We start from the raw sequence: 22,118 nt of genomic DNA on the forward strand, positions 1-22,118 counted from the left end.
TACGCATGAACGCCAAAGAACCACTTGCAAGGCGTCTGTGACTCCATAATCCTGCCAGCAGCATAGATTTAAACAGTGGGGATACGGCATAAAGTCCTGAGTAACGCACCCTTTCAGTTATAATCAATCCATTCGGATTAACGCTCGTCCAAGCTCCATGCCGCCTTCCGCACAGCCACTAGCAGACCTCACGCAGACAGGCGTAACCGCGCCAGAAAACCCTGCCAGACTAGAGCCATTGATCAGTCAAATTGACGCCCTGCTGCCACAAACCCAGTGCGGCCAATGTGGATATAACGGCTGCCGACCCTACGCTGGCGCCATTGCTCGCGGCGAGGCAAACATCAACCAGTGCCCACCTGGCGGCGACGCTGGCATACACGCACTGGCCGCCTTGCTCAACCAACCCTACCAAGCGCTCAATCCCGCACATGGCGTGACCAAAGGCAAACTGGTGGCCGTGATTGATGAAGACGCCTGCATTGGCTGTACGCTGTGTATCAAGGCCTGCCCGGTTGATGCTATCGCCGGCGCCTCCAAGCAAATGCATACGGTGATCGCGCAGGAATGCACCGGCTGTGAATTGTGCCTGCCGCCCTGTCCGGTCGATTGCATCAGCCTGCAAGCCGTGCCGGGGCGGCAGATGGCAATGTCTCCCGCAGAATCCGACCTGGCAAGACGCCGCCATCAACAGCGGCAAAAACGCTTGGCGCTTGAAAATCACGCAACAGCCCACACCTATGCCAAAGACCAGCCCCGGATGGAGACGAGACCGGCCAGCGACACCGCGCAGCCAACCCCGACCGCTACCGAGGCACTCAAACAGGCGGCAATTGCAGCCGCGCTGGCGCGTATTAAAGCCAGGCAGGCTAAGCCACCCCAATAGATTGAAATCTTGTGATGAATGCTCAAAAAAGACAGGCCATTTTTGAAAGACTGGCGCAGGCCATTCCCAACCCCACCACAGAACTCGAGCATAGCTCTACCTTCGAGTTGCTCATTGCGGTGATTTTGTCTGCACAAGCGACAGACAAAGGCGTGAACATCGCCACGCGCAAGCTGTTCAAGGTCGCCAATACGCCGGCAACCATCCTGGCACTTGGGGTCGAAGGCCTGGAAAGTTATATCAAAACCATAGGCTTGTATCACGCCAAAGCTCAAAACGTGCTCAAATGTTGCGAGCAATTGCTTAACTTGCATGACGGTGAAGTTCCAGATACCCGAGAAGCGCTCGAAGCCCTGGCCGGTGTTGGCCGCAAAACAGCCAATGTGATTCTGAATACCGCCTTTGGCCAACCCACCATTGCGGTCGATACCCATTTATTCCGCGTCGGCAACCGCACCAAACTGGCCCAGGGTAAAAATGTACTCGAGGTCGAACAGCGTTTTTTGAGCACGACACCTAAAGCCTTTTTAAAAGATGCGCATCATTTGCTGATTCTGCATGGCCGCTATACCTGCACAGCCCGCAACCCTAAATGTGGTGAATGTTGCATCGCCGATTTATGTGAATTTCACGACAAACAGATACAGCCGGTTGCCCCACCGGCAGGAGTTTAGCCATGGCCTTGTTTAATCCCAGCCGCGATGAAGTGAGGCAGTTTTTCTTTGATGCCTGGGCAAAATTCAAACAGCAACAAGCCTTGACCGAGCTGGAGAAAATGGCCGTGGGCATCATGCATATGCACCCCGAATACCATGACATCCTGGACCAGCCAGCGCATTACCTGCAACAGGCTTACTACCCTGAAATGGGAGAAACCAATCCGTTTTTGCATATGAGTTTGCACCTGTCCATCCAGGAACAAATCAGCATCAACCAGCCGATCGGCATTACGCAAGCCTACGGCAAACTGTGTACCCGCTTTCAGGAAGAGCACGCCGCCCAACATGCCTTGCTCGAATGCCTGGCAGAAACCATCTGGCTGGCGCAGCGCAATCAAACCGGTCTCGATGCCGCGCATTATTTGCAATTGATAGAACAACGCGCAGACATGCCCCCCAGTCAATAAGGCCTGGCATGCGCGTATGCTGGAAGATAAGTTGAATCACTTATTAAAGCACAAGGCGATTTATGCGAGCATGACAAGATCACCGACTCCCCTCTCTAGCTTGCTATGAAACTACTTTCAGTCAATGCGGCCTTGCCGCAAACCGTTCACATCAACGGCAAACCCGTCCTCACTGGCATTTATAAAACACCCCTGACAGGCCAGGTTACCGTGCAAGCGCTGGGCCTGGAGGGCGATGGTCAGGCCGATTTGACCGTGCATGGCGGCGAACACCAGGCCTTGTATGCCTACCCGTTTGAGCATTATGCGCATTGGCAAAACCGCTGGCAAAAAAGTACACTCGCGTATGGCACTTTTGGCGAAAACCTCACCGTACAAGGATTGCTCGAAAGTGACGTCTGTATCGGCGATATCCTGCAAATCGGGGATGTGGTGCAGGTACAAGTGACCATGCCGCGCATTCCGTGCTTTAAATTCGGCCACAAAGTGGGCAAGCCCGACATGCTCGATGAGTTCTTGCGTAGCGGCTACAGCGGTTTTTACTTGCGTGTGCTGCAAGTCGGCCTCATTCAAGCCGGTGACGACATCCAGATTTTGCAGCGTGACGTGCACGGCATCAGCATACGCACCGCATTGGGACTGCAAAAACTCGGGGAAGGAGACCAGACGCTGCTGCAAAAAGCATTGCAGGTGAGCTCACTGGCGCCATTGCTGCGCAAAGTCTATTCTGAACGACTGTCGCAACTGGGATAGTTTGTGTCACACCCATGGGAGCTTACGTCACTCTCCTGCAAACGCTATTCCACCGCCCTTGAATCTATGATTCAATAGCCGCCATGAAACCAAATCCGCATGACTGGCTCAATGAACATGGCGACTATCTTTACCGTTTTGCCCTCGCCCGCTTGCGCGACAGTCATCAAGCTGAAGATGTCGTGCAGGAAACCTTGCTTGCAGCCATCAAAAATCCAAACTTTGCCGAACACTCCAGCCCACGCACCTGGCTGACCGGCATCCTCAAGCATAAAATCATAGACTGTCTGCGCAAACAACTGCGTGAAGTGCCCGCCTCGGAACTCATGAGCGAAGAAGATGCCAATATGGATGAGTTTTTTGATGAAACCGGGCACTGGGCAGAAAAACCGCAGGCGTGGGATATGCCACAGCAAGCCTTGCAACAAAGCCAGTTCCTGACCATATTGCAACAATGCATGGAGCGGCTGCCACAAAAACTGGCGGCGATTTTCACCATGCGCGAAGTCGATGACATGGAGAATGAAGAAATTTGTAAGGTACTCGAGATCAGCGCGACCAATGCTTGGGTCATGCTATACCGCGCCCGCATGAGTCTGCGAAAATGTCTTGAGATGAACTGGTAACCATAGGTAGCACAGAAAATAAATGTTGAGTTGCAAACAAACCAGCCTGCTGGTCTCGCAATCACTGGACCGTCCACTCAACTGGCGTGAGCGGTGGGCGGTGAGAGTGCATTTGCTCATTTGCGTCTATTGCAGGCGTTTTAAACAGCAACTGCTGTGGATGCGCCGTCACCTCGCCAGTTGGCAGCAACAGGCGGCGGACGATCAGTCACTGACGCTCTCTGCAACAGCCAAGGAACGAATCACACAACAACTGGACAAGTTTTACTGATGTCCGCTTTTCAATCTGAGCAAGAAGGAAAAAATCATGAAAAAGCAAAATGTGGCATTAATGACAGGTGCAGTGGCCTTGTCAATTGCAGCGGTCAGCGCGCATGCCGCAAGTAATCCGTTTGAAATCAAACCGCTCGCGCAAGGATACCAGGTGGCAGAAGCCACAGACAGCAAAGCCAAGGAAGGTAAATGTGCGAGCGGCCAATGTGGGGCACACAAGAAAAAGATGAAAGAAGGCAGCTGCTCTGCCGAGAAAATGAAAGAGGGTTCTTGCCACCACCATAAAAGCAAAGAGGGCAGCTGTTCAGCAGAAAAAATGAAGGAGGGTGGCTGCTCTGCCGAGAAAATGAAAGAAGGTGCCTGTCACGCCAGCAAATCCTGAGGGACCCTAGCGCCATGGCGTTACGCTCAGAGATTCAGGGTGCGGGCTTGGGGCTCAAGCGTGAGCTGATTCCCCAACTGATGCGGCAGCATGGGGAGCCACAGCTCAGCGCGCTGCAGTTTTTGGAGATTGCCCCGGAAAACTGGTTACAGGCTGGCGGCAAATACGCGGCGGAACTAGACTGGTTTGTGCAACGCTATCCCATGGTGTGTCATGGCTTGTGTTTATCGTTGGGCGGTCCAGACCCGCTCAACATCGCTTTTCTCAAACAGCTTAAGCAGTTTCTGAAAGACTTCGAGATTCCGCTCTATACCGAGCACCTGAGTTATTGCAGCGACCTGAGCAATGGCTATATTTATGATTTACTGCCTATCCCCTTCACGCAAGAGGCGGTGAAATATGTGGCGCAACGCATCCGGCAAACGCAGGATATTCTGGAGCAGCGCATCGCAGTTGAAAATACCTCGTTTTACGTGGCGGCACCGATGTCAGACATGGATGAAGTCAGCTTTATCAATGCCGTATTGACCGAGGCGGATTGCGACCTGCATCTGGATATCAACAATGTGTATGTCAACAGCGTCAACTTTCAGTTTGATCCTTATGCCTTTTTGGACCAGATCCCAGCCGAGCGTGTGGTGTACGGGCACTTGGCCGGCCATTGGCAAGCGCAACCTGACTTACTGGTAGACACCCATGGCGAAGCGGTCATTGAACCGGTGTGGCAATTACTCACCCATGCCTATCGCAACTTGAAGATCTTCCCGACGCTGCTGGAGCGAGATAGCAATATTCCGACACTCAACGAAGTCATGCTTGAAGTGAAGCGGATTGCGCAATCGCAGCAATCGCAATTGCTGACCGACGCAAACATGCTGCCAGAGGTGGCCTGATGCAGGCTTTTCAGGCTTTTCAGGATTATCAGGCCAATTTTACCGCCCATTTGCGTCAGCCGGCACAGCATGCCCCTCCGCTTGGGGTAGACCGCAAACGCATGCGCATTTACACGGAGATCGTCTTTAACCAGTTTTTGACTAGCCTGCAAGCCTGTTTTCCAGTGCTGAGGTCCATCCTGGGCAAGCGCATCTTTCAACGCCTGGCGCGGCAGTGCTTCTCCGGGCAAACATTTGCCAATCCCTTGTTTCAGGATATTCCCGCCAGATTTGTCGATTTTTTAAGCACCCATCAAGCCGCTGACCTGCCCCCATACACGACTGAATTGGCCCATTATGAATGGATAGAACTGGCGCTTAGTCGCGAGCTGGCAGAAGCACCACTGCCAGCGGCCGCGCAAACAGCGTTGGCGCCTGGACTCGCCCATCGCGTCAGCCTGACCGCCGTGCATCGCCTGCTGCATTATGCTTTTCCGGTGCATCAACTGTCGCGCAAGCAACGGCACCTGCCTGCCGCTGACACTTACCTGCTCGTGTATCGCACGCCAGATTTCCAGATACGCTTTATCCAACTCAACGTGATCACCTACCAATTGTTACAACAGATACATCTGCATCCGGCCACTGCAGAACAACATTTGCTAGAATTGTCCCAACATCTGCCAGATCTGCCGCGCGAGACTTTGCTTCAATTTGGAATAGAGACCTTGCAGACCCTGGCCGCGGCGCAAGCGATCGACGTTACCCCAGCGCAGGACTAATACGCACCGGGCTCATTAATCCACGTAAACAATTACCCTTAAAGTATAAATATCGTTAATATTTATCGTGAAAATAACTTTTTTGTCTAAAATAAACCCAGTTCGGGATTTTTTCCCGACATTCGCCACCTCATAACAGGTGGACATTCAGGGAAGCTGATACAATAAAAAAATAAATATTTACATTAAATTAACCATGCAAAATACTCTTGCCAAAGAAGCTTTAAAACAATTTCGGATTATTTTTGGAACCGTGAGGCAACACTTCAGGGAGATTGAAGTGTCGTGTGGCATTTCAGGCTCGCAATTGTGGTTATTACACGAAATCGCCACGCACCCAGAATTAGGTGTTTCTCGTCTGGCTGAAAATCTGGCCATCCATCAATCCACCTGTAGCTTGCTGGTCGAAAAACTGGTCAAAAAACAATTGGTGCAAAAACAGCGTCAAAGCGAAGACCAGCGCAAAGTCGGCCTGATTGTGACTGATGCTGGGCACGCGGTGCTCGCCAAGGCACCGAAACCAGTAGATGGCATTCTGCCGCAAGTCTTGCACACACTGGATATCGAAGCTTTAAAAGAGTTAAATGCCTCGTTGAACATGGTCATTACCAAGTTGGACGCACAATCCAAAGCGCTCGCTGACCAGCCACTGGGTGATATGTAAAATAATCACTTGATTTGAGATTGAGAATCACTGTTTGCGTCACAAATCATTCACCAGGCTTCAGCTAAATCAGCCCTCAATCAGCTCAAAATAACTTACACAAATAAAAAAGTCGGCAACTGCCGACTTTTTTATTTGTATCTTAAATCCTGCAAAAGCGAGCTATTCGCCAAACACTGCCGCCTCACGTGCCGCTGCCGTTTTGATGACATCGGCTTTGGCCGCATTATCCAGATCCCACCATTGGCGGATTTCCTCTAGCGTTCTAAAGCAGCCCTGGCAAAAACCACTCACTTCGTCCATGCTGCACACCCCGACACATGGTGAGGCAATTTCCTGTTCTGACATGCTGATTTCCTTTCAAACTTACCCTAGCTCAAAGCACCGTGGCAATTTTTATATTTTTTGCCAGAGCCACATGGACAAGGGTCATTACGCCCAACACGTACGCCTTCAGGCACATTCAAAGATTCCGCGGCGCTTGCATCTGTAGTTGCCAATGCAGAGTCGTAATCCGTGTGTTGATACTGCACATTTGCCACCTCGGCGGCGCGCATGGCTTCTTCTGCGCGGCGTTCTTCGGCCTCAAGCTCTTCGCGGGAACGAATCTGCACCTGCATGGTGATCTTGGTGACTTCACTTTTCACCGTATTCAACAGCGACTCAAACAGCTCAAACGCTTCACGCTTGTATTCCTGTTTGGGGTTCTTTTGCGCATAAGAACGCAAATGAATGCCTTGGCGCAGATGATCCAGTGCCGCCAAATGCTCGCGCCAGTGGTTATCCAGGCTTTGCAACATGACTGATCGCTCGAAATTACGCATGTTGTCATTGCCTGCGAGTGCCTCCTTGGCACCATACAGTTCGTTGGCAGCATTGAGGATACGCTCACGCAAGGTTTCCTCATGCAGGTCAGGGTTGGTTTCCAGCCATTCCGCCACTGGCAAGGTCAAGCCAAGCTCAGCCTGCAAAGCCTGCTCGAGCGCTGGGACTTCCCATTGCTCTTCCACGCTGCCTGGAGGAACGTAAGTATTAAACAAGCTGTTGATGACGTCTTCGCGCATGGCATAAATCGTTTGACCGACATCAATAGACTCTAGCAACTCATTGCGCTGTTCGTATATCACCTTGCGCTGGTCATTGGAGACATCATCGTATTCCAGCAATTGCTTGCGGATGTCAAAGTTACGACCTTCAACCTTGCGTTGCGCGTTTTCAATGGCGCGCGTCACCATGGCATGTTCAATCGCTTCACCTTCCGGCATGTTGAGGCGGGTCATAATCGCTGCCACGCGCTCACCGGAGAAAATACGCAACAATGGATCTTCAAGCGACAGATAGAAGCGGCTGGAGCCTGGATCGCCCTGACGGCCTGCTCGTCCACGCAGCTGGTTATCTACACGGCGAGATTCGTGACGCTCGGTACCGATGATATGCAAACCACCCGCTGCCAGCACGGCATCATGGCGCTGCTGCCACTCGGCTTTGAGCTGGGCAATTTTGCCAGCTTTTTCTACCTCAGACAGTTTTTCATCCTGCTGGATAGCATGAATTTCATTTTCCGAATTACCGCCGAGCACAATATCGGTACCGCGGCCAGCCATGTTAGTGGCAATGGTAATCACGCCTGGACGACCGGCCTCTGCCACGATGCTTGCTTCGCGCTCATGCTGTTTGGCATTCAATACCTGATGTTCAAGCTTGGCCTGAGTCAGGAGCTTGGAAATCAGTTCGGAGTTTTCAATCGAAGTAGTCCCGACCAGCACAGGCTGACCTTTGGCCTGACACTGTTTGATATCCTCAATGACGGCTTTATATTTTTCCATCGCCGTGCGGTAGACCTTATCCATCGCGTCCAGGCGCTGTACCGGTCTGTGGGTTGGAATCACCACGGTTTCCAAGCCATAAATCTGGTTAAACTCATAGGCCTCGGTATCAGCCGTCCCGGTCATGCCGCTCAGCTTTTGATACATGCGGAAATAGTTCTGGAACGTGATCGAAGCCAGGGTCTGGTTTTCTTTCTGGATGGTCACGCCTTCTTTGGCTTCGACTGCCTGATGCAGGCCATCAGACCAGCGGCGGCCCGGCATCATGCGGCCAGAAAACTCATCGACGATGACGATCTCGCCGTTACGCACGACATAATGCTGATCGCGATGATAGAGATTTTGTGCGCGCAAGGAGGCATACAAATGATGCACCAGCGTAATATTCGCCGGTTCATACAGGCTTGAACCCGCCGCCAGCAAGCCGGTTTGTTCCAGCAATTGCTCGGCATGCTCATGCCCGGCTTCACTCATGGTCACACTCTGGGCTTTTTCATCTACCCAGAAGTCGCCTTCACCCTCTTCGGCTTGCTGACGCACCAATTGCTTGGCCACTTCATTGATGGCGCCATACAAATCCACGCTGTGTTCCGCCTGGCCGGAAATAATCAAGGGCGTACGCGCTTCATCAATCAGGATAGAGTCCACCTCATCCACCAGCGCATAATGCAAAGGACGCTGTACGCGCTCCTCTTTGCTAAACACCATGTTGTCGCGCAGGTAATCAAAGCCGAACTCGTTATTGGTCCCGTAGGTAATGTCTGCCGCATAGGCCAGCTGCTTGGCATCATGCGTCATTTGAGACAGGTTAATGCCTACGCTCAGACCCAGGAAGTTATACAGTTTGCCCATCCATTCGGCGTCACGCTTGGCCAGATAGTCGTTGACCGTAACCACATGTACGCCTTTACCGGTCAAGGCATTCAAATAAGTCGGCAAGGTCGCCACCAGGGTTTTACCTTCACCGGTACGCATTTCGGCAATTTTGCCTGCGTTGAGCACCATGCCACCGATCAGCTGTACGTCGAAGTGACGCATCCCCAACACGCGCTTGCCGCCCTCACGCACAACTGCAAAAGCTTCTGGCAACAGCTTTTCCAGGCTCTCACCGCCAGCATAACGCTGTTTGAACTCCTCAGTTTTGGCCCGCAACTGCTCATCCGAGAGTGCGGCGATTTCTGACTCTAATGCATTGATTTGTTTGACGATTTGCTGGTACTGCTTGACGAGCCGATCATTGCGGCTACCAAATACTTTTTTAAACAACGAGGCTAACATGAGTCACACCGATTTCCGCTGACGCGGTGTTAATTGAAATAAACAGAGATTGTATAAGATATAGAGGGCGATTGTCTCAATTATTGTATTGCCTGACTGGGTCAGGAATGATTTTTGAGATACTCACGCGGGTCCAGCGGGTTGCCATTGAGACGAATTTCATAATGCAAATGCGGCCCGGTTGAGCGTCCGGTACTGCCAATTAAGGCAATCTTTTGACCCTTGGTAACACGGTCTCCCGGGTTCACCAATAACTTCGAATTGTGGGCATAGCGCGTTTCAAGACCCGCGCCATGGTCAATCTTGAGTAAATTGCCATAGTCTGCGGTTTGTACCGCGGTAGTCACAATACCGTCTGCGGCAGCATAAACCGGCGTCCCCACCGAGGCTGGGAAATCCAGGCCTTCGTGGAAAGCGCGATGGCCACTCATGGGATCAATCCGCCAGCCATAACTGGACGAACTATACGCGGCTTCCACCGGACTACTATTAGGCAGCATTTCGCGCAATACGCTCTTTTGCAACAACTTGGCCTCAAGCTTGCCCTGATACTCATCACGCAAATCGAGGTCTGCAGACATTTGCTCGATGGTTGCTTTCAGGTCTTCCTCACTCAGCGGAGAATCTTTTACCAGCGGCCCCCCGCGGCCCATCATGTCGTTGACCGGCGTTCTTTCATTAATCGGCTCGGCAGTCGATTTGACGCCTGCCAATTTGGACAAGCGCTGATTTTGCGCATCCAGCCGCAAAATACGCGCCTGCAATTCGCCAATTTGCTTGGCATAAGCATCGAGGTGATTTTGGGTAGACAACATGGCACCACGCAAGTGAGGCGGCAGCATAGCTTTAACGCCTTGTGATTTAATGACCTGCTGCGGTGTGATAAACAACAGCGTCAACACGATAGGCACCAAAATCAGCGCCAGCACCAAGCCGACACTTTCAAACACGCCCAATGTTTTGGGCTTGGCCATTTTTTCTGAAACAATAATGATATTAATCATGCTACGAACTCTCGCGATGCACCCGCCGCATGCCGACTAAACATGCATGACAGCGATGTGGTGTACAATATTCAAGCATTCTGTGGACAACCGGCCATGTTCAAAATCAACCAGATTTTCAAACATCATCAAGCGCTCAAACCGCTACTACAAGAAGCGGATGACCGTCAGCAATTACAACAATGCTGGTCTGCAGTTGCCCCGGAATTTTCCAGGCTTTCGCATGTGCTAGCCCTACAAGAGGGGGCGCTAACGATTGCAGTGCAATCAGGCGCTGTGGCCAGCAGAATCAGGCTAATGGAAGCCCAATTACTGCGAAAAATCCAGGAATTTAGTCAAAACTCCCGGAAAATCAAGGCTTTAAACCTTAACGCAATTAAGGTCAAAGTGCAAGTAAAATCTCGCCCGCCTAGCAAAACCAAACGCATCAAATCCCCGTCCAAGCACGCCTTAACGGCACTCGAACGTTGCGCCAAACAAATCGACAATCCTGCGCTGGAAGCGGCCCTGCTTGAGTTTGTCGATCACCAGCGTCAAGACTGAGCCAACCTCACCTGCCAGCCGGGAACCCGGCCATCTCTGCAATCAGAGTACGTATGCTCCGCTATTACACGCTATTGTAGGTGCACACTAATAGTGCAATAATGCCCCAACCTGTTACATTCCATTAACAAATCTGGCAACAGGGTGGTGAGCAGTCATTATCTTCAACGCAGTTTCATCAGGAACAGGAGAAGTCATGTCAGTTGCACTAATGTTAGCGCTTGGTGCCGCCGTTCTGGCGGTAGTGTATGGCGTCGTAATGAGTCAATGGATTTCAGGGTTGCCCGCGGGGAACGCCCGCATGCAAGAAATTGCCGGCGCCATTCAACAAGGGGCGGCTGCCTATCTCTCCCGACAATACAAAACGATTGCCCTGGTTGGGGTTGTTTTGACGATCTTGATCGGTATTTTTCTAAACCCGCAAACTGCCATCGGTTTTGTGATTGGCGCGGTTCTCTCCGGTGCCTGCGGATTTATAGGCATGAACGTCTCGGTGAAAGCAAACGTACGGACCGCCCAAGCCGCGACGCATGGCATAGGGGCGGCTCTGGATGTCGCGTTTAAAGGCGGCGCAATCACTGGCATGCTCGTCGTTGGCCTGGGACTGTTAGGGGTGGCAGGGTTTTATATCTACCTGGGTGCTGAGCAGGCGACTGATCTGAACCCACTGATTGGCCTGGCTTTTGGTTCCTCGTTGATCTCTATCTTTGCGCGCTTGGGCGGTGGCATTTTCACCAAGGGGGCCGATGTAGGGGCCGACCTGGTAGGTAAGGTAGAAGCTGGTATTCCTGAAGATGACCCCCGCAACCCGGCTGTGATTGCGGACAATGTCGGCGACAATGTGGGTGACTGCGCAGGCATGGCGGCTGACCTGTTTGAAACTTATGCGGTGACCCTGATTGCCACCATGGTACTGGGGGGACTGATGGCAACAGAAGCAGGTGCCAATGGCATCATTTACCCCTTGCTGCTAGGGGCGGTTTCCATCGTCGCCTCAATTATTGGCTGCTTTTTTGTCAAAGCCTCGCCCGATATGAAGAATGTGATGCCCGCGCTATATAAAGGCCTGGCGGTCGCTGGCGTCCTCTCGCTAATTGCGTTTTACTTTGTGACGCAATATGTATTTCCGCAAGGCTATACCCATGGTGAAGTCACGGTGTCCAGCCTGGCCCTGTTTGGCGCCTGTGCGGTAGGGCTGGGACTGACCGCGGCACTGGTATGGATTACCGAATACTACACTGGGACCGATTACGCGCCGGTCAAACACGTGGCGCAAGCCTCTACCACCGGCCATGCCACCAATATTATTGCCGGGATAGGCGTCTCGATGAAGTCCACCGCCCTGCCTGTACTCTCGGTGTGTCTTGCGATTTATGTCGCTTTTCACCTGGCAGGACTGTATGGGGTAGCCATTGCCGCCATGGCCATGCTCAGTATGGCAGGCATTGTCGTGGCTTTGGATGCTTACGGCCCGATCACCGATAACGCAGGCGGGATTGCCGAAATGGCTGAATTACCTAGCAGTGTCCGCGATGTAACTGACCCGCTGGATGCTGTAGGCAACACCACCAAAGCGGTCACCAAAGGCTATGCTATTGGCTCCGCAGGCCTGGCAGCGTTGGTCCTGTTTGCAGACTACACACACAAGCTTGAAAGCGCCGGCATCACTGCCAGCTTTGATTTGAGCGATCCCAAAGTCATCATAGGCTTGTTTATCGGCGGCTTGATTCCATATCTGTTTGCCGCCATGGCCATGGAAGCGGTAGGTCGTGCCGCAGGCAGTGTGGTTGAAGAAGTCCGCCGCCAGTTTCGCGAAATCAAAGGCATTATGGAGGGCACAGCCAAGCCTGAATACGGCAAAGCCGTGGATATGCTGACCAGCGCAGCCATCAAGGAAATGATGTTGCCCTCCCTGCTGCCGGTGGCCGCACCGATTGTGGTCGGACTGGTTCTGGGGCCGGTCGCACTGGGTGGTTTGTTGATGGGCACCATCGTGACCGGCTTATTTGTCGCTATCTCGATGTGTACTGGTGGTGGCGCCTGGGATAACGCCAAGAAATACATTGAGGATGGCCATTATGGCGGCAAAGGGTCTGATGCGCACAAGGCGGCCGTGACAGGCGATACCGTTGGTGACCCTTACAAGGATACGGCGGGCCCAGCTGTGAACCCACTGATCAAGATCATCAATATTGTGGCGCTACTAATCGTGCCCTTATTACATTGACCTTGGATTTCAAGCGTCCATAAAGCAAAAAGCCGGGCGAACGACCCGGCTTTGTTGTGCGCGTTGCAACAAATTAGAACGCTGGCTTCACTTTAAAACGCTGGCTTCACTTCGGCCTTGTTGTAACGGGCAACCCCATCCACGATTTCCTTGTGGGCATCTTCAATCCCCACCCAACCTTCAATTTTCACCCACTTACCCTTGTCCAGATCTTTGTAGTGCTCAAAGAAGTGCGCAATCATATCCAGGCGCCAAGGCGATACATCGGTCAATGTTTTTTGATAAGCATAGAGGCCGCAGACTTTCTCAACCGGCACCGCCAGCACTTTGGCATCACCACCCGCTTCGTCTGTCATTTTCAGCATGCCCAATGCACGGCAACGCACGACCACACCTGGCAACAAAGGCACTGGCGTAATCACCAGCACATCCACCGGGTCTCCATCATCGCCCAGGGTATGTGGAATGTAACCATAGTTACATGGATACTGCATGGAGGTGCCCATAAAGCGATCGACGAACAGCGCACCGCTTTCTTTATCTACTTCATATTTCACTGGATCACCATTGGCTGGGATCTCGATAATGACGTTAAAGTCGTGGGGCAAATCTTTGCCGCTAGGCACCAAATTCAAAGACATGTTTTTAAACCTATCCCTATAAAAAAATCGCCATTATAGGCGATTAATATGAACATTTGCTGGCAAACAACACTATTTTTGATCCTGCGCAGCCGCGACCGCATCGCGGCATGCCTGCCTGATCGCCACAGGAATCAGCTTGAGCGCGAGATACAGCAACAGCGGAATAATCACCATCTCATCAAGCTGGCCAATCAGCGGAATAAAGTCGGGAATCAGATCAAACGGCAACACCAGATACGCCAGGGCTAGCCATAATAACACTTTGGCTAACCAGGGCGTTTGCGGATGTGCAAGCAATGCGCGATAAAACAAGACCTCTTGTTTAAAGCGTTGGCCCAGCGTCACCAGTTGTGCACGAAACCCCATCGCCCTTGACAGATTCAGCGGTCAATCCACCTGCAGCGTGCGGCCGGTGAGTTTGGCAAATGCCTCCATGTACTTGTCCGAGGTGCGTTGAGCCACGTCAGCTGGTAATTCCGGGCCTGGCGGCGTCTTGTCCCAACCGCAACTTTCCAGCCAGTCACGCACATACTGTTTATCGTAGCTGGGCGGGTTGCTGCCTACCTGATACTGGTCTGCAGGCCAGAAGCGTGAAGAATCAGGCGTCAATACCTCGTCCATCACATGCAATACCCCTTGCGCATCCACACCAAATTCAAACTTGGTATCGGCAATGATGATGCCTTTGGTACGCGCATACTCGGCCGCACGCGTATACAGCGCAATTGCCGCCTGCTCGACCTGGGCCGTGAGCGCTTTACCAATCAGGGCTTCCACCTGGGCAATACTGATATTTTCATCATGCTCGCCTACCGCCGCCTTGCTCGAAGGGGTAAACAAAGGTTGTGGCAACTGCTGCGCCAGTTGCAGGCCTGCTGGCAGCGGAATATCACATACCGTGCCCTTGGCCTGATACTCTTTCCAGCCGCTGCCCACCAGATACCCGCGCACAATCGCTTCCAATGGCAAGGCTTTGAGTTTTTTGACCACCACGGCACGGCCTTTGACCTGCGCCACTTCATCCGGCGCGACTACAGATTCCGGCGCGATCCCGGTCAAGTGATTAGGCACCACATTCTGCAATTGCTCAAACCAGAAGTTGGCCATTTGCGTCAGCATCGCGCCCTTGTGTTGAATCCCCGTGGGCAAGATCACATCAAAAGCACTCAAGCGATCTGTACTGACCAGCAGCATGGTCTGCGCGTCGATATCGTAGATATCACGCACCTTCCCCTGGTGCAGTTTTTTCAGACTCTTGATAGAAGTTTCGAGCAATGGCGCTGACATAATCGTGATCACAAAAGTAAAAACCGCATTATAAATGCGCCACGCCCTTGCAGGCGAATAAATTGTCCGGTAACGACATCAGCCCGCAAATGGAGGCCGTCTCGCTAAGCAGCCACCTCTTCAATCTCGACCGGATCAGGCAAATTGGTCATGCACAGCTTGGCATAGCCCACATAGCGCGTCAGACGCAGCAAATTGCAGGTATAACCATACTCATTGTCGTACCAGGCTACCAGCTTCACAAAAGAGGGGTCCAGCATAATGCCAGCCGATGCATCAAACACGCTGGCAGCTGGGTAGCCTCTGAAATCACTGGAAACCACGGCCTCATCGGTATACCCCAGTACCCCCTTCAAATCTCGCTCTGCGGCGTACTTCATCACGGCGCAGATGTCTTCATAAGTGGTTTTTTGCTGCAACTCGACCGTCAGGTCAACCACCGACACATCTGCCGACGGAATACGCATGGCCATGCCGGTTAACTTTTTGTTGAGGGCCGGAATCACTTTACCGACGGCCTTGGCCGCCCCGGTACTTGAAGGAATAATGTTATCAAAGACGCCGCGACCTCCCCGCCAATCTTTGTTCGACGTCCCATCCACCGTTTTTTGAGTCGCCGTGGCCGCATGAATAGTGGTCATCAATCCACGTTTGATGCCAAAATGGTCATGCAACACCTTGGCCATAGGCGCCAGGCCATTGGTGGTGCAAGAGGCGGCAGAAACAATTTCTTCACCGCGATAATGGTAATGATTGACGCCATAGACATACATAGGCGTGTCGTCCTTCCCTGGCGCTGATTGGACGACAATGCGCGCGCCCCCATTGATGTGTGCAGCACAGGTTTCCTTGGTCAGAAAGACACCAGTACACTCCACCACCACATCCACGTTTGCACTGGCCCAGTCAATCTGCGCCGGATCACGATGTGCCGTCAACCGGATGGGCTTGCCATTCACCACCAGCGATTCGCCCTCTAACTGTGCATCGTATGCGAGACGACCGTGCACCGAATCGTACTTGAGCATATACAACATCTGCTCGGGCGCCTCGATGCCGTTGATCGCCACCACCTCCACATCTTTGAACTCTGCCTGATTTAAAGCGGCTCTGAGCACCATGCGCCCAATTCTGCCAAACCCGTTTATGCCGATCCGAACAGTCATTTTTTGGACTCCTTTTGTCGTGGATATCCTAAAACAAGCAATTTTGATGCTCATTTTGAGCAGTTAGCGTTAGACAGTCATCGTGGCCTTGAATAGAATAGAGTTGAAAACTTAAAAACTTTAAATCATTCAAGCCCCCCGCCCATCGGATATTTTGTGAACGTTGCAGAGCAATTACTGAGTGGTATTCTGGATACATTATCATTGCAAGTGGCAGTGATTGATGAAGCAAGTAGCATTCTCTATGTGAATCAGGCTTGGCGCAGCTTTGGCCTGTTTTACGGCCTGCAACTTGACACAGACTGGTTTGGCATCGCCTATCTCGATATTTGCAAGGCCAATGAAGACACCAACCAGCCAGCCTTGCTGGAGGGCGTTCAACAGGTATTAAGTGGGGCACGTGACCATTTCAGTATTGATTACCTCTGCCACACCCCAACCCAGGAGCCGACCTGGCTGACCTTGAATTTGCAGCCGATGCAAAGCAGCCTCGCAGAGCAATGCCCGTGCTTTTTGCTGACCCTCACCAATATCACGCATCACAAGCAGGTCGAAGACCGGATTTCTGCCCTCACACTGACAGACCCGCTCACCGGCCTCGCCAACCGCCGTCGACTGGAGCAATTCATGCGGGATGAGTGGTCACGCGCGATCCGCCATCAATCCAGTCTGAGTGTGATGATGGTCGATGCGGATCACTTCAAGCAACTCAATGACAGCATGGGGCATGCCGCTGGCGATGACTGTTTGCGCCAAGTCGCCACCATTCTGCAAGGCTTTAGTAACCGGCCAGGAGATCTGGCTGCACGCTACGGTGGAGAAGAGTTTGTATTGGTACTGGGCCAGACCACGCAGGCTGAAGCCGTCAAAATTGCCGAGCGCATCCGGCAAAAAATCATGGCGCTGGATATCCGTTTTGCCGGACACCGCTTGATGACAGTGAGTATAGGCATTGCCTCACTGGGCGCCCATCATGCGCAATCCACAAAGGAGCAACCCGCACGCACCCAGTGGCTCAATTTTAGTGAAGACGGTAATTTACTGCTGGAACAAGCGGACAAGGCCCTGTATGTGGCAAAAAAACAGGGCCGTAATCGCGTTGAAGTGTACGACAAACACCACAGACTGACGGTGCCGCTCTCGGTGTAGCCCAAATGTGGGCTAAGTCCGCGAGCAGCTCACCGCGGTGAGCAAAAACTAGGCAGCACGCGCTTCCAGCATGGCCACCGCAGGCAAGGTCTTGCCTTCCAGAAACTCCAAAAACGCGCCGCCGGCCGTTGAGATGTAAGACACTTTGTCATAGATGTCGTATTTTTGAATGGCGGCAATGGTGTCACCGCCGCCGGCCAGCGTAAACGCCTTGGTTTCGGCAATCGCCTTGGCAATGGTTTTGGTGCCTTCGCCAAACTGGTCAAACTCAAACACACCGACCGGGCCATTCCAGACCACGGTACCGGCTTTCATGATGATATCGACCAACTCGGCCGCGGATTGCGCGCCAATATCAAAAATCATGTCATCCGTTGCCACTTCGGTCGCAGCTTTTTTGACGGCAGGCTCATTCGCATCAAACTGCTTGCCCACAACCACATCTTTGGCAATCGGCACACAAGCGCCACGGGCAGCCATTTTCCCCATCAGGCCTTTGGCCGTTTCCACCAGGTCGTCTTCGCATAGCGATTTGCCTATTTCATGACCCGCCGCCTTGAGGAAGGTATTGGCGATGCCGCCGCCTACCACCAGTTGATCCACTTTGTCAGACAAACTTTCCAGCACGGTGAGCTTGGTAGAGACTTTAGACCCGCCCACAATCGCCACCAGCGGACGAGCCGGGGCCAGCAAGGCCTGGCTCAAGGCATCCAGCTCTTCGGTCAGCAAAATACCGGCACAGGCGACAGGTGCAAATTTGGCAATGCCGTGGGTGGAGGCTTCGGCGCGGTGCGCAGTGCCAAAGGCATCCATGACAAATACATCGCAGAGCGCGGCGTACTTTTTGGCCAACTCATCATTGTTTTTTTTCTCACCCACATTAAAGCGGCAGTTTTCGAGCAAAATCAACTGACCGTCCTCTGTGGTCAAACTGTCTTCAGGCGCATTCGGTGCCAGCCAGTTTTTCACCAGACGGACCGGCTGACCCAATAGCTTGCTCATGACATCGGCCACGGGCTTCAGGGAGTTTTCTTCGGTATACACCCCCTCTTCAGGACGGCCCAGGTGTGAGGTCACCATCACTTTGGCGCCGGCTTTTAATGCATATTCTATGGTGGGCATGCTGGCCACAATTCTGGCATCACTGGTCACTACGCCATCTTTTACCGGCACATTGAGATCCGCACGGATGAAAACGCGCTTGCCACGTAAATCGAGGTCGGTCATTTTGATGAATTTCATGAAGGTCTCCCTTGAGCGGTCGGCGCCGCTTGAATATAAACTGGTAAGGATAAAAAGCTGTTTGGCAAAAGCAAACGGGGCATAAAGCCCCGTGCATGATTAAGCAATGTGTTGAACCAGACGCAGCAGGTTACAGGTATATCCGTATTCATTGTCATACCAGCCGACCACTTTAACAAAGGTCGGATCCAGCATAATGCCGGCATCGGCATCAAACACACTGGCGGCTGGGCTGCTACGGAAGTCACTGGAAACCACCTTCTCGTTGGTGTATTCCAGTACGCCTTTCAGCGCGCCGTCAGCAGCTTGTTGCATGGCTGCACAAATGGCCTCATAAGTCGTTTCGATATTGAGCTCCACGGTCAGGTCAACGACAGACACATCGGCAGAAGGCACGCGCATGGACATGCCGGTGAGTTTTTTGTTGAGGGAAGGAATCACCTTGCCCACCGCCTTGGCCGCGCCTGTACTCGAAGGAATAATGTTTTCAAACACACTGCGACCACCGCGCCAGTCTTTTTTGGAGGTGCCATCAACCGTGAGTTGTGATGCAGTGGCGGCATGAATGGTGGTCATCAGGCCACGCTTGATACCAAAGCTATCGTGCAAGACTTTGGCTAAAGGCGCCAAGCCGTTGGTGGTACACGAAGCCGCTGAAATAATGGCCTGACCAGTATACTCATGGTGATTCACGCCAAATACAAACATGGGAGTATCATCTTTACCCGGCGCAGATTGCACTACTTTTTTGGCACCGCCTTGAATATGCGGCTGGCAGGTTTCCTGAGTCAAAAAGGCGCCGGTGGACTCCACCACAATCTCTGCACCGCCTTTGCGCCAGTCAATATTGTTCGGGTCACGCTCAGCCGTCAAATGGATACGCTTACCATTCACGACCAACGCGCCATTGTCAGCTTCTACTTTGGCATTAAACCGACCATGGACTGAGTCATACTTGAGCAAATACATCATGTATTCAACATCATATGAGCTGTTAATCGCGACCACTTCAATATTGCTGAACTCTGGCTGCTCAATTGCCGCACGCAACGCCATGCGACCTATCCGTCCAAACCCGTTAATGCCTACCTTGACTGACATATGCTCCCCAACATTGTTAGAACTAAAATGAAGTATTTTAACCTAAACACACTATACTGGACAGACAGTAAGTGTTTGATTTGATACACGACTCAAGCATTCCCATATTTAAAACCCGGTCATTTTGACCACGCAGGGCTGCTTGTGATGAAAGAGGAAGGTTATGCAAGACAACATTATTCTGGCGGGTGGCTGCTTTTGGGGCATGCAGGATTTAATCAGAAGACTGCCAGGCATCATTAGCACACGGGTAGGCTATACCGGCGGAGAGGTGCCCCATGCCACTTACAAAAATCATGGCAACCATGCCGAGGCGATCGAGATTGTATTTGATCCCGCGCAGATCAGCCTGCGGCAATTACTGGTGTTTTTCTTTCAGATTCACGACCCGACCACGCCCAACCGCCAGGGTAACGATTTGGGGCCCTCTTACAGATCAGCCATTTTTTATGCATCAGCAGCACAGAAAGCTGTTGCCGAACAATTGATCACTGAAATGAACGCCTCAGGCATCTGGCCCGGCAAAATTGTCACCGAGCTTACGCCCGCAACAGATTTCTGGCTGGCAGAACCAGAGCATCAGGACTATCTGGTGCGTTACCCCAACGGCTACACCTGCCACGGCCTGAGACCGCAGTGGATATTACCGCAAGATCGCGCAACAGCAAGCTGGTTATAAACCAGGCATGAACATTATTCTGGCGTTACGGTGGGCGGCTGCTTGGTCACGGCCGAGGGTTTGCGTGCTTTAGGATAATGGCGTCTGGCAGGATGATGCAGAAAAGTCGCCAACTCATTCAAGGCCAATTGATAGACCTCGCGCTTGAATTCGATCACATCCTCCAGCGGCACCCAATACTCACTCCAGCGCCAGGCATCAAACTCGGGATGCTCGGTCGCGCGCAATGACACATCACTGTCACGCCCGATCAGGCGCAACAAAAACCAGATCTGCTTTTGTCCTTTGTAGCTTCCGCGCCACTCGCGCTTGACCCAGCTGGTAGGCACGTCATAGCGCAGCCAGTCACGTGTACGGCCCAGAATTTTAACGTGCTCAGGCTTGAGGCCAACCTCTTCCATCAATTCACGATACATGGCTTGCTCAGGCGTTTCACCATATTTGATGCCGCCTTGCGGAAACTGCCATGCATGTTCCCTGATACGCTTGCCCCAAAACACCTGATTGTGCGTATTGCAAAGCACAATTCCGACGTTTGGACGGTATCCATCACGATCTAACATAAAAAACTGCCTTCAATATTTCATGCAATTTTTTCACACTTTAGACTTTAATGAAAGGACAACCGATGTCAGAGTATTTACAAACAGCTCGTTTTAAGCAACAAAAAAGCCCACTGATCGTGAGCTTTTTTGAACAAGTAACTTTTTACACTTGATGAAGTGTCAGTTTTAAGCTCTGATACGACGAATGTACAAACCAGCCATAAAAAGTAATCCGGCTAACATCATTGCAGAACTTTGAGCTTCAGGCACTGGCGTTACAACCATTCCCACAAAGGTATAATCTGATTGATTATCGCAACTAGGGCAAGTTGATTTCGGATAACCTTTTACCGCTGTGAATGAGATGCTGTCAACAGAACGGAAACCAAATGGATTATTGATTTGCCAAGCGCCAGTACCACCGTTTACAGCACCACTGCCAATTGACAAAACACTACCTTCACCAGTCCATGCTGCAGTATGCACGCCTGTCGCGGTTAGGTAATATGAAGCTGTACCGCCATCCGCAAAATTCACCAGCAGTTTAGCAACCTCTTTAACATCACCGTACTCAGGACCATCAAACAACAATGCCAAATTCAGGGAGGAAACAATTACCTCTTTAGAGAAAGAACCCGTCAATCGTTCACCGATATCAATTTCGCCATCTGTTCTACCACCGGCAATCCCAACACCAGTGATACCGTCCTGGCTTTTCTTCTTAAACGCGCTACTGCCTGTAAATGTTGCAATCGTACCGTCTGAAAAAGTAGTAGCGTATGTAGACTGACCGTTAACAAAATCAGAACCGACCACCGTTCCCGTCGTAGTAGTTATCGCAAAAGCAGAGTTTGCAAGCGATAGCATTGATATTGACAGCAACAACTTTAAACCGGCTAAATACATGTGTTTCATAGTGTCTCCTCAAAGTTTAAATTATTCCCTCTTACCGATATTACCCTATAAAAATTGAAAATTAACATAGCCCATTTGGGTAGAAGAAAAAAATACTTTTTTTAATGAATTTAATCACTTAAAAACCACAGTATTCAATTTCAATTCA

At 51.7% G+C, this 22,118-nt stretch carries 25 protein-coding genes; 14 read left to right on the forward strand and 11 right to left on the reverse strand.

Going from position 1 to position 22,118, the window contains the following annotated elements:
• Positions 1 to 157 precede the first annotated feature (157 nt).
• From GOC95_RS05905 to GOC95_RS05950, 10 genes are all read left to right on the forward strand, one after another.
• Entirely contained in the window at positions 158 to 886 is a 729-nt protein-coding gene (locus tag GOC95_RS05905; protein WP_275356283.1) for an RnfABCDGE type electron transport complex subunit B, read from the forward strand.
• A 14-nt stretch (positions 887 to 900) separates the two neighbouring features.
• Positions 901 to 1,560 carry an endonuclease III gene (nth, locus tag GOC95_RS05910; protein WP_275356284.1) on the forward strand — a complete coding sequence of 220 codons (660 nt, stop codon included), beginning with the start codon at positions 901 to 903 and terminating at the stop codon, positions 1,558 to 1,560.
• 2 nt (positions 1,561 to 1,562) lie between these two features.
• Complete coding sequence (locus tag GOC95_RS05915; protein WP_275356285.1) at positions 1,563 to 2,012, forward strand: DUF1841 family protein; 450 nt, start codon at positions 1,563 to 1,565, stop codon at positions 2,010 to 2,012.
• A gap of 105 nt (positions 2,013 to 2,117) precedes the next feature.
• The gene (locus tag GOC95_RS05920; RefSeq protein ID WP_275356286.1) at positions 2,118 to 2,765 is read left to right on the forward strand and encodes an MOSC domain-containing protein; all 648 of its coding nucleotides are present in this window, start codon (positions 2,118 to 2,120) and stop codon (positions 2,763 to 2,765) included.
• A gap of 83 nt (positions 2,766 to 2,848) precedes the next feature.
• Entirely contained in the window at positions 2,849 to 3,391 is a 543-nt protein-coding gene (locus GOC95_RS05925; RefSeq protein ID WP_194748631.1) for a sigma-70 family RNA polymerase sigma factor, read from the forward strand.
• 22 nt (positions 3,392 to 3,413) lie between these two features.
• Complete coding sequence (locus GOC95_RS05930) at positions 3,414 to 3,662, forward strand: zf-HC2 domain-containing protein (protein WP_194748632.1); 249 nt, start codon at positions 3,414 to 3,416, stop codon at positions 3,660 to 3,662.
• Positions 3,663 to 3,698: 36 nt separating this feature from the next.
• On the forward strand, positions 3,699 to 4,046 hold the full coding sequence (locus tag GOC95_RS05935) for a hypothetical protein (RefSeq protein ID WP_275356287.1): 348 nt from the start codon (positions 3,699 to 3,701) through the stop codon (positions 4,044 to 4,046).
• Between the two features lie 14 nt (positions 4,047 to 4,060).
• Positions 4,061 to 4,939: a DUF692 domain-containing protein gene (locus tag GOC95_RS05940; protein WP_275356288.1), complete on the forward strand. Its 879-nt coding sequence runs from the start codon at positions 4,061 to 4,063 to the stop codon at positions 4,937 to 4,939.
• On the forward strand, positions 4,939 to 5,700 hold the full coding sequence (locus tag GOC95_RS05945) for a putative DNA-binding domain-containing protein (protein ID WP_275356289.1): 762 nt from the start codon (positions 4,939 to 4,941) through the stop codon (positions 5,698 to 5,700). The genes GOC95_RS05940 and GOC95_RS05945 overlap by 1 nt, the downstream gene beginning before the upstream one ends.
• A 196-nt stretch (positions 5,701 to 5,896) precedes the next feature.
• Complete coding sequence (locus GOC95_RS05950; protein ID WP_275356290.1) at positions 5,897 to 6,364, forward strand: MarR family transcriptional regulator; 468 nt, start codon at positions 5,897 to 5,899, stop codon at positions 6,362 to 6,364.
• Between the two features lie 162 nt (positions 6,365 to 6,526).
• Here the strand turns inward: GOC95_RS05950 and GOC95_RS05955 are convergent, their stop codons facing one another.
• From GOC95_RS05955 to GOC95_RS05965, 3 genes are all read right to left on the reverse strand, one after another.
• A complete protein-coding gene (locus GOC95_RS05955) occupies positions 6,527 to 6,712 on the reverse strand; it encodes a DUF1289 domain-containing protein (protein ID WP_275356291.1) in 186 nt (61 codons plus the stop codon).
• 23 nt (positions 6,713 to 6,735) lie between these two features.
• Entirely contained in the window at positions 6,736 to 9,468 is a 2,733-nt protein-coding gene (gene secA / locus GOC95_RS05960) for a preprotein translocase subunit SecA (protein WP_275356292.1), read from the reverse strand.
• Between the two features lie 101 nt (positions 9,469 to 9,569).
• Complete coding sequence (locus GOC95_RS05965) at positions 9,570 to 10,472, reverse strand: M23 family metallopeptidase (RefSeq protein WP_194748639.1); 903 nt, start codon at positions 10,470 to 10,472, stop codon at positions 9,570 to 9,572.
• Between the two features lie 42 nt (positions 10,473 to 10,514).
• On the opposite strand from GOC95_RS05965, the gene GOC95_RS05970 reads away from it, so the two are divergent.
• Positions 10,515 to 11,015: a DUF721 domain-containing protein gene (locus tag GOC95_RS05970; protein WP_228518830.1), complete on the forward strand. Its 501-nt coding sequence runs from the start codon at positions 10,515 to 10,517 to the stop codon at positions 11,013 to 11,015.
• Positions 11,016 to 11,211: 196 nt separating this feature from the next.
• The gene (locus GOC95_RS05975; RefSeq protein ID WP_275356293.1) at positions 11,212 to 13,242 is read left to right on the forward strand and encodes a sodium-translocating pyrophosphatase; all 2,031 of its coding nucleotides are present in this window, start codon (positions 11,212 to 11,214) and stop codon (positions 13,240 to 13,242) included.
• A gap of 92 nt (positions 13,243 to 13,334) precedes the next feature.
• Here the strand turns inward: GOC95_RS05975 and ppa are convergent, their stop codons facing one another.
• From ppa to gap (GOC95_RS05995), 4 genes are all read right to left on the reverse strand, one after another.
• Positions 13,335 to 13,883 carry an inorganic diphosphatase gene (ppa, locus tag GOC95_RS05980; RefSeq protein ID WP_194748641.1) on the reverse strand — a complete coding sequence of 183 codons (549 nt, stop codon included), beginning with the start codon at positions 13,881 to 13,883 and terminating at the stop codon, positions 13,335 to 13,337.
• A gap of 72 nt (positions 13,884 to 13,955) precedes the next feature.
• Complete coding sequence (locus tag GOC95_RS05985; RefSeq protein ID WP_275356294.1) at positions 13,956 to 14,252, reverse strand: DUF1232 domain-containing protein; 297 nt, start codon at positions 14,250 to 14,252, stop codon at positions 13,956 to 13,958.
• Between the two features lie 21 nt (positions 14,253 to 14,273).
• Positions 14,274 to 15,173, reverse strand: a complete 900-nt coding sequence (locus tag GOC95_RS05990; RefSeq protein ID WP_275356295.1) for a phosphoribosylaminoimidazolesuccinocarboxamide synthase — start codon at positions 15,171 to 15,173, stop codon at positions 14,274 to 14,276.
• A 104-nt stretch (positions 15,174 to 15,277) separates the two neighbouring features.
• A complete protein-coding gene (gene gap, locus GOC95_RS05995) occupies positions 15,278 to 16,339 on the reverse strand; it encodes a type I glyceraldehyde-3-phosphate dehydrogenase (protein WP_194748644.1) in 1,062 nt (353 codons plus the stop codon).
• Positions 16,340 to 16,495: 156 nt separating this feature from the next.
• Between gap (GOC95_RS05995) and GOC95_RS06000 the strand changes: the two genes are divergently transcribed.
• Entirely contained in the window at positions 16,496 to 17,488 is a 993-nt protein-coding gene (locus GOC95_RS06000) for a GGDEF domain-containing protein (protein WP_275356296.1), read from the forward strand.
• Positions 17,489 to 17,536: 48 nt separating this feature from the next.
• Here the strand turns inward: GOC95_RS06000 and GOC95_RS06005 are convergent, their stop codons facing one another.
• Together GOC95_RS06005 and gap (GOC95_RS06010) are read right to left on the reverse strand one after the other, a co-directional pair.
• Entirely contained in the window at positions 17,537 to 18,730 is a 1,194-nt protein-coding gene (locus GOC95_RS06005; RefSeq protein ID WP_275356297.1) for a phosphoglycerate kinase, read from the reverse strand.
• Positions 18,731 to 18,829: 99 nt separating this feature from the next.
• The gene (gap, locus tag GOC95_RS06010) at positions 18,830 to 19,831 is read right to left on the reverse strand and encodes a type I glyceraldehyde-3-phosphate dehydrogenase (protein WP_275356298.1); all 1,002 of its coding nucleotides are present in this window, start codon (positions 19,829 to 19,831) and stop codon (positions 18,830 to 18,832) included.
• Between the two features lie 163 nt (positions 19,832 to 19,994).
• On the opposite strand from gap (GOC95_RS06010), the gene msrA reads away from it, so the two are divergent.
• Positions 19,995 to 20,510: a peptide-methionine (S)-S-oxide reductase MsrA gene (gene msrA / locus GOC95_RS06015; protein WP_275356299.1), complete on the forward strand. Its 516-nt coding sequence runs from the start codon at positions 19,995 to 19,997 to the stop codon at positions 20,508 to 20,510.
• Positions 20,511 to 20,524: 14 nt separating this feature from the next.
• On the opposite strand, the gene GOC95_RS06020 is transcribed toward msrA, so the two are convergent.
• A complete protein-coding gene (locus GOC95_RS06020; protein ID WP_275356300.1) occupies positions 20,525 to 21,073 on the reverse strand; it encodes an RNA pyrophosphohydrolase in 549 nt (182 codons plus the stop codon).
• 168 nt (positions 21,074 to 21,241) lie between these two features.
• Positions 21,242 to 21,970, reverse strand: a complete 729-nt coding sequence (locus GOC95_RS06025) for a hypothetical protein (RefSeq protein ID WP_275356301.1) — start codon at positions 21,968 to 21,970, stop codon at positions 21,242 to 21,244.
• Positions 21,971 to 22,118: the final 148 nt, after the last annotated feature.

The sequence above is a fragment of the Methylophilus sp. YYY-1 genome (assembly GCF_029132825.1).
GTDB classification, from domain to species: domain Bacteria; phylum Pseudomonadota; class Gammaproteobacteria; order Burkholderiales; family Methylophilaceae; genus Methylophilus; species Methylophilus glucosoxydans.

Bases quoted from the DNA above. Each gene is read 5' to 3' on its own strand.
- GOC95_RS05940 (WP_275356288.1), top strand. From the start codon at position 4,061: ATGGCGTTACGCTCAGAGATTCAGGGTGCGGGCTTGGGGCTCAAGCGT.
- secA (WP_275356292.1), bottom strand. From the start codon at position 9,468: ATGTTAGCCTCGTTGTTTAAAAAAGTATTTGGTAGCCGCAATGATCGG.
- GOC95_RS05985 (WP_275356294.1), bottom strand. From the start codon at position 14,252: ATGGGGTTTCGTGCACAACTGGTGACGCTGGGCCAACGCTTTAAACAA.
- GOC95_RS05950 (WP_275356290.1), top strand. From the start codon at position 5,897: ATGCAAAATACTCTTGCCAAAGAAGCTTTAAAACAATTTCGGATTATT.
- GOC95_RS05930 (WP_194748632.1), top strand. From the start codon at position 3,414: ATGTTGAGTTGCAAACAAACCAGCCTGCTGGTCTCGCAATCACTGGAC.
- GOC95_RS05970 (WP_228518830.1), top strand. From the start codon at position 10,515: ATGCATGACAGCGATGTGGTGTACAATATTCAAGCATTCTGTGGACAA.
- nth (WP_275356284.1), top strand. From the start codon at position 901: ATGAATGCTCAAAAAAGACAGGCCATTTTTGAAAGACTGGCGCAGGCC.
- GOC95_RS05935 (WP_275356287.1), top strand. From the start codon at position 3,699: ATGAAAAAGCAAAATGTGGCATTAATGACAGGTGCAGTGGCCTTGTCA.
- GOC95_RS05955 (WP_275356291.1), bottom strand. From the start codon at position 6,712: ATGTCAGAACAGGAAATTGCCTCACCATGTGTCGGGGTGTGCAGCATG.
- msrA (WP_275356299.1), top strand. From the start codon at position 19,995: ATGCAAGACAACATTATTCTGGCGGGTGGCTGCTTTTGGGGCATGCAG.
- ppa (WP_194748641.1), bottom strand. From the start codon at position 13,883: ATGTCTTTGAATTTGGTGCCTAGCGGCAAAGATTTGCCCCACGACTTT.
- GOC95_RS05965 (WP_194748639.1), bottom strand. From the start codon at position 10,472: ATGATTAATATCATTATTGTTTCAGAAAAAATGGCCAAGCCCAAAACA.
- GOC95_RS05945 (WP_275356289.1), top strand. From the start codon at position 4,939: ATGCAGGCTTTTCAGGCTTTTCAGGATTATCAGGCCAATTTTACCGCC.
- GOC95_RS05925 (WP_194748631.1), top strand. From the start codon at position 2,849: ATGAAACCAAATCCGCATGACTGGCTCAATGAACATGGCGACTATCTT.
- GOC95_RS05975 (WP_275356293.1), top strand. From the start codon at position 11,212: ATGTCAGTTGCACTAATGTTAGCGCTTGGTGCCGCCGTTCTGGCGGTA.
- GOC95_RS06005 (WP_275356297.1), bottom strand. From the start codon at position 18,730: ATGAAATTCATCAAAATGACCGACCTCGATTTACGTGGCAAGCGCGTT.
- GOC95_RS06025 (WP_275356301.1), bottom strand. From the start codon at position 21,970: ATGAAACACATGTATTTAGCCGGTTTAAAGTTGTTGCTGTCAATATCA.
- GOC95_RS05915 (WP_275356285.1), top strand. From the start codon at position 1,563: ATGGCCTTGTTTAATCCCAGCCGCGATGAAGTGAGGCAGTTTTTCTTT.
- GOC95_RS05990 (WP_275356295.1), bottom strand. From the start codon at position 15,173: ATGTCAGCGCCATTGCTCGAAACTTCTATCAAGAGTCTGAAAAAACTG.
- GOC95_RS05905 (WP_275356283.1), top strand. From the start codon at position 158: ATGCCGCCTTCCGCACAGCCACTAGCAGACCTCACGCAGACAGGCGTA.
- GOC95_RS05920 (WP_275356286.1), top strand. From the start codon at position 2,118: ATGAAACTACTTTCAGTCAATGCGGCCTTGCCGCAAACCGTTCACATC.
- GOC95_RS06020 (WP_275356300.1), bottom strand. From the start codon at position 21,073: ATGTTAGATCGTGATGGATACCGTCCAAACGTCGGAATTGTGCTTTGC.
- gap (WP_275356298.1), bottom strand. From the start codon at position 19,831: ATGTCAGTCAAGGTAGGCATTAACGGGTTTGGACGGATAGGTCGCATG.
- gap (WP_194748644.1), bottom strand. From the start codon at position 16,339: ATGACTGTTCGGATCGGCATAAACGGGTTTGGCAGAATTGGGCGCATG.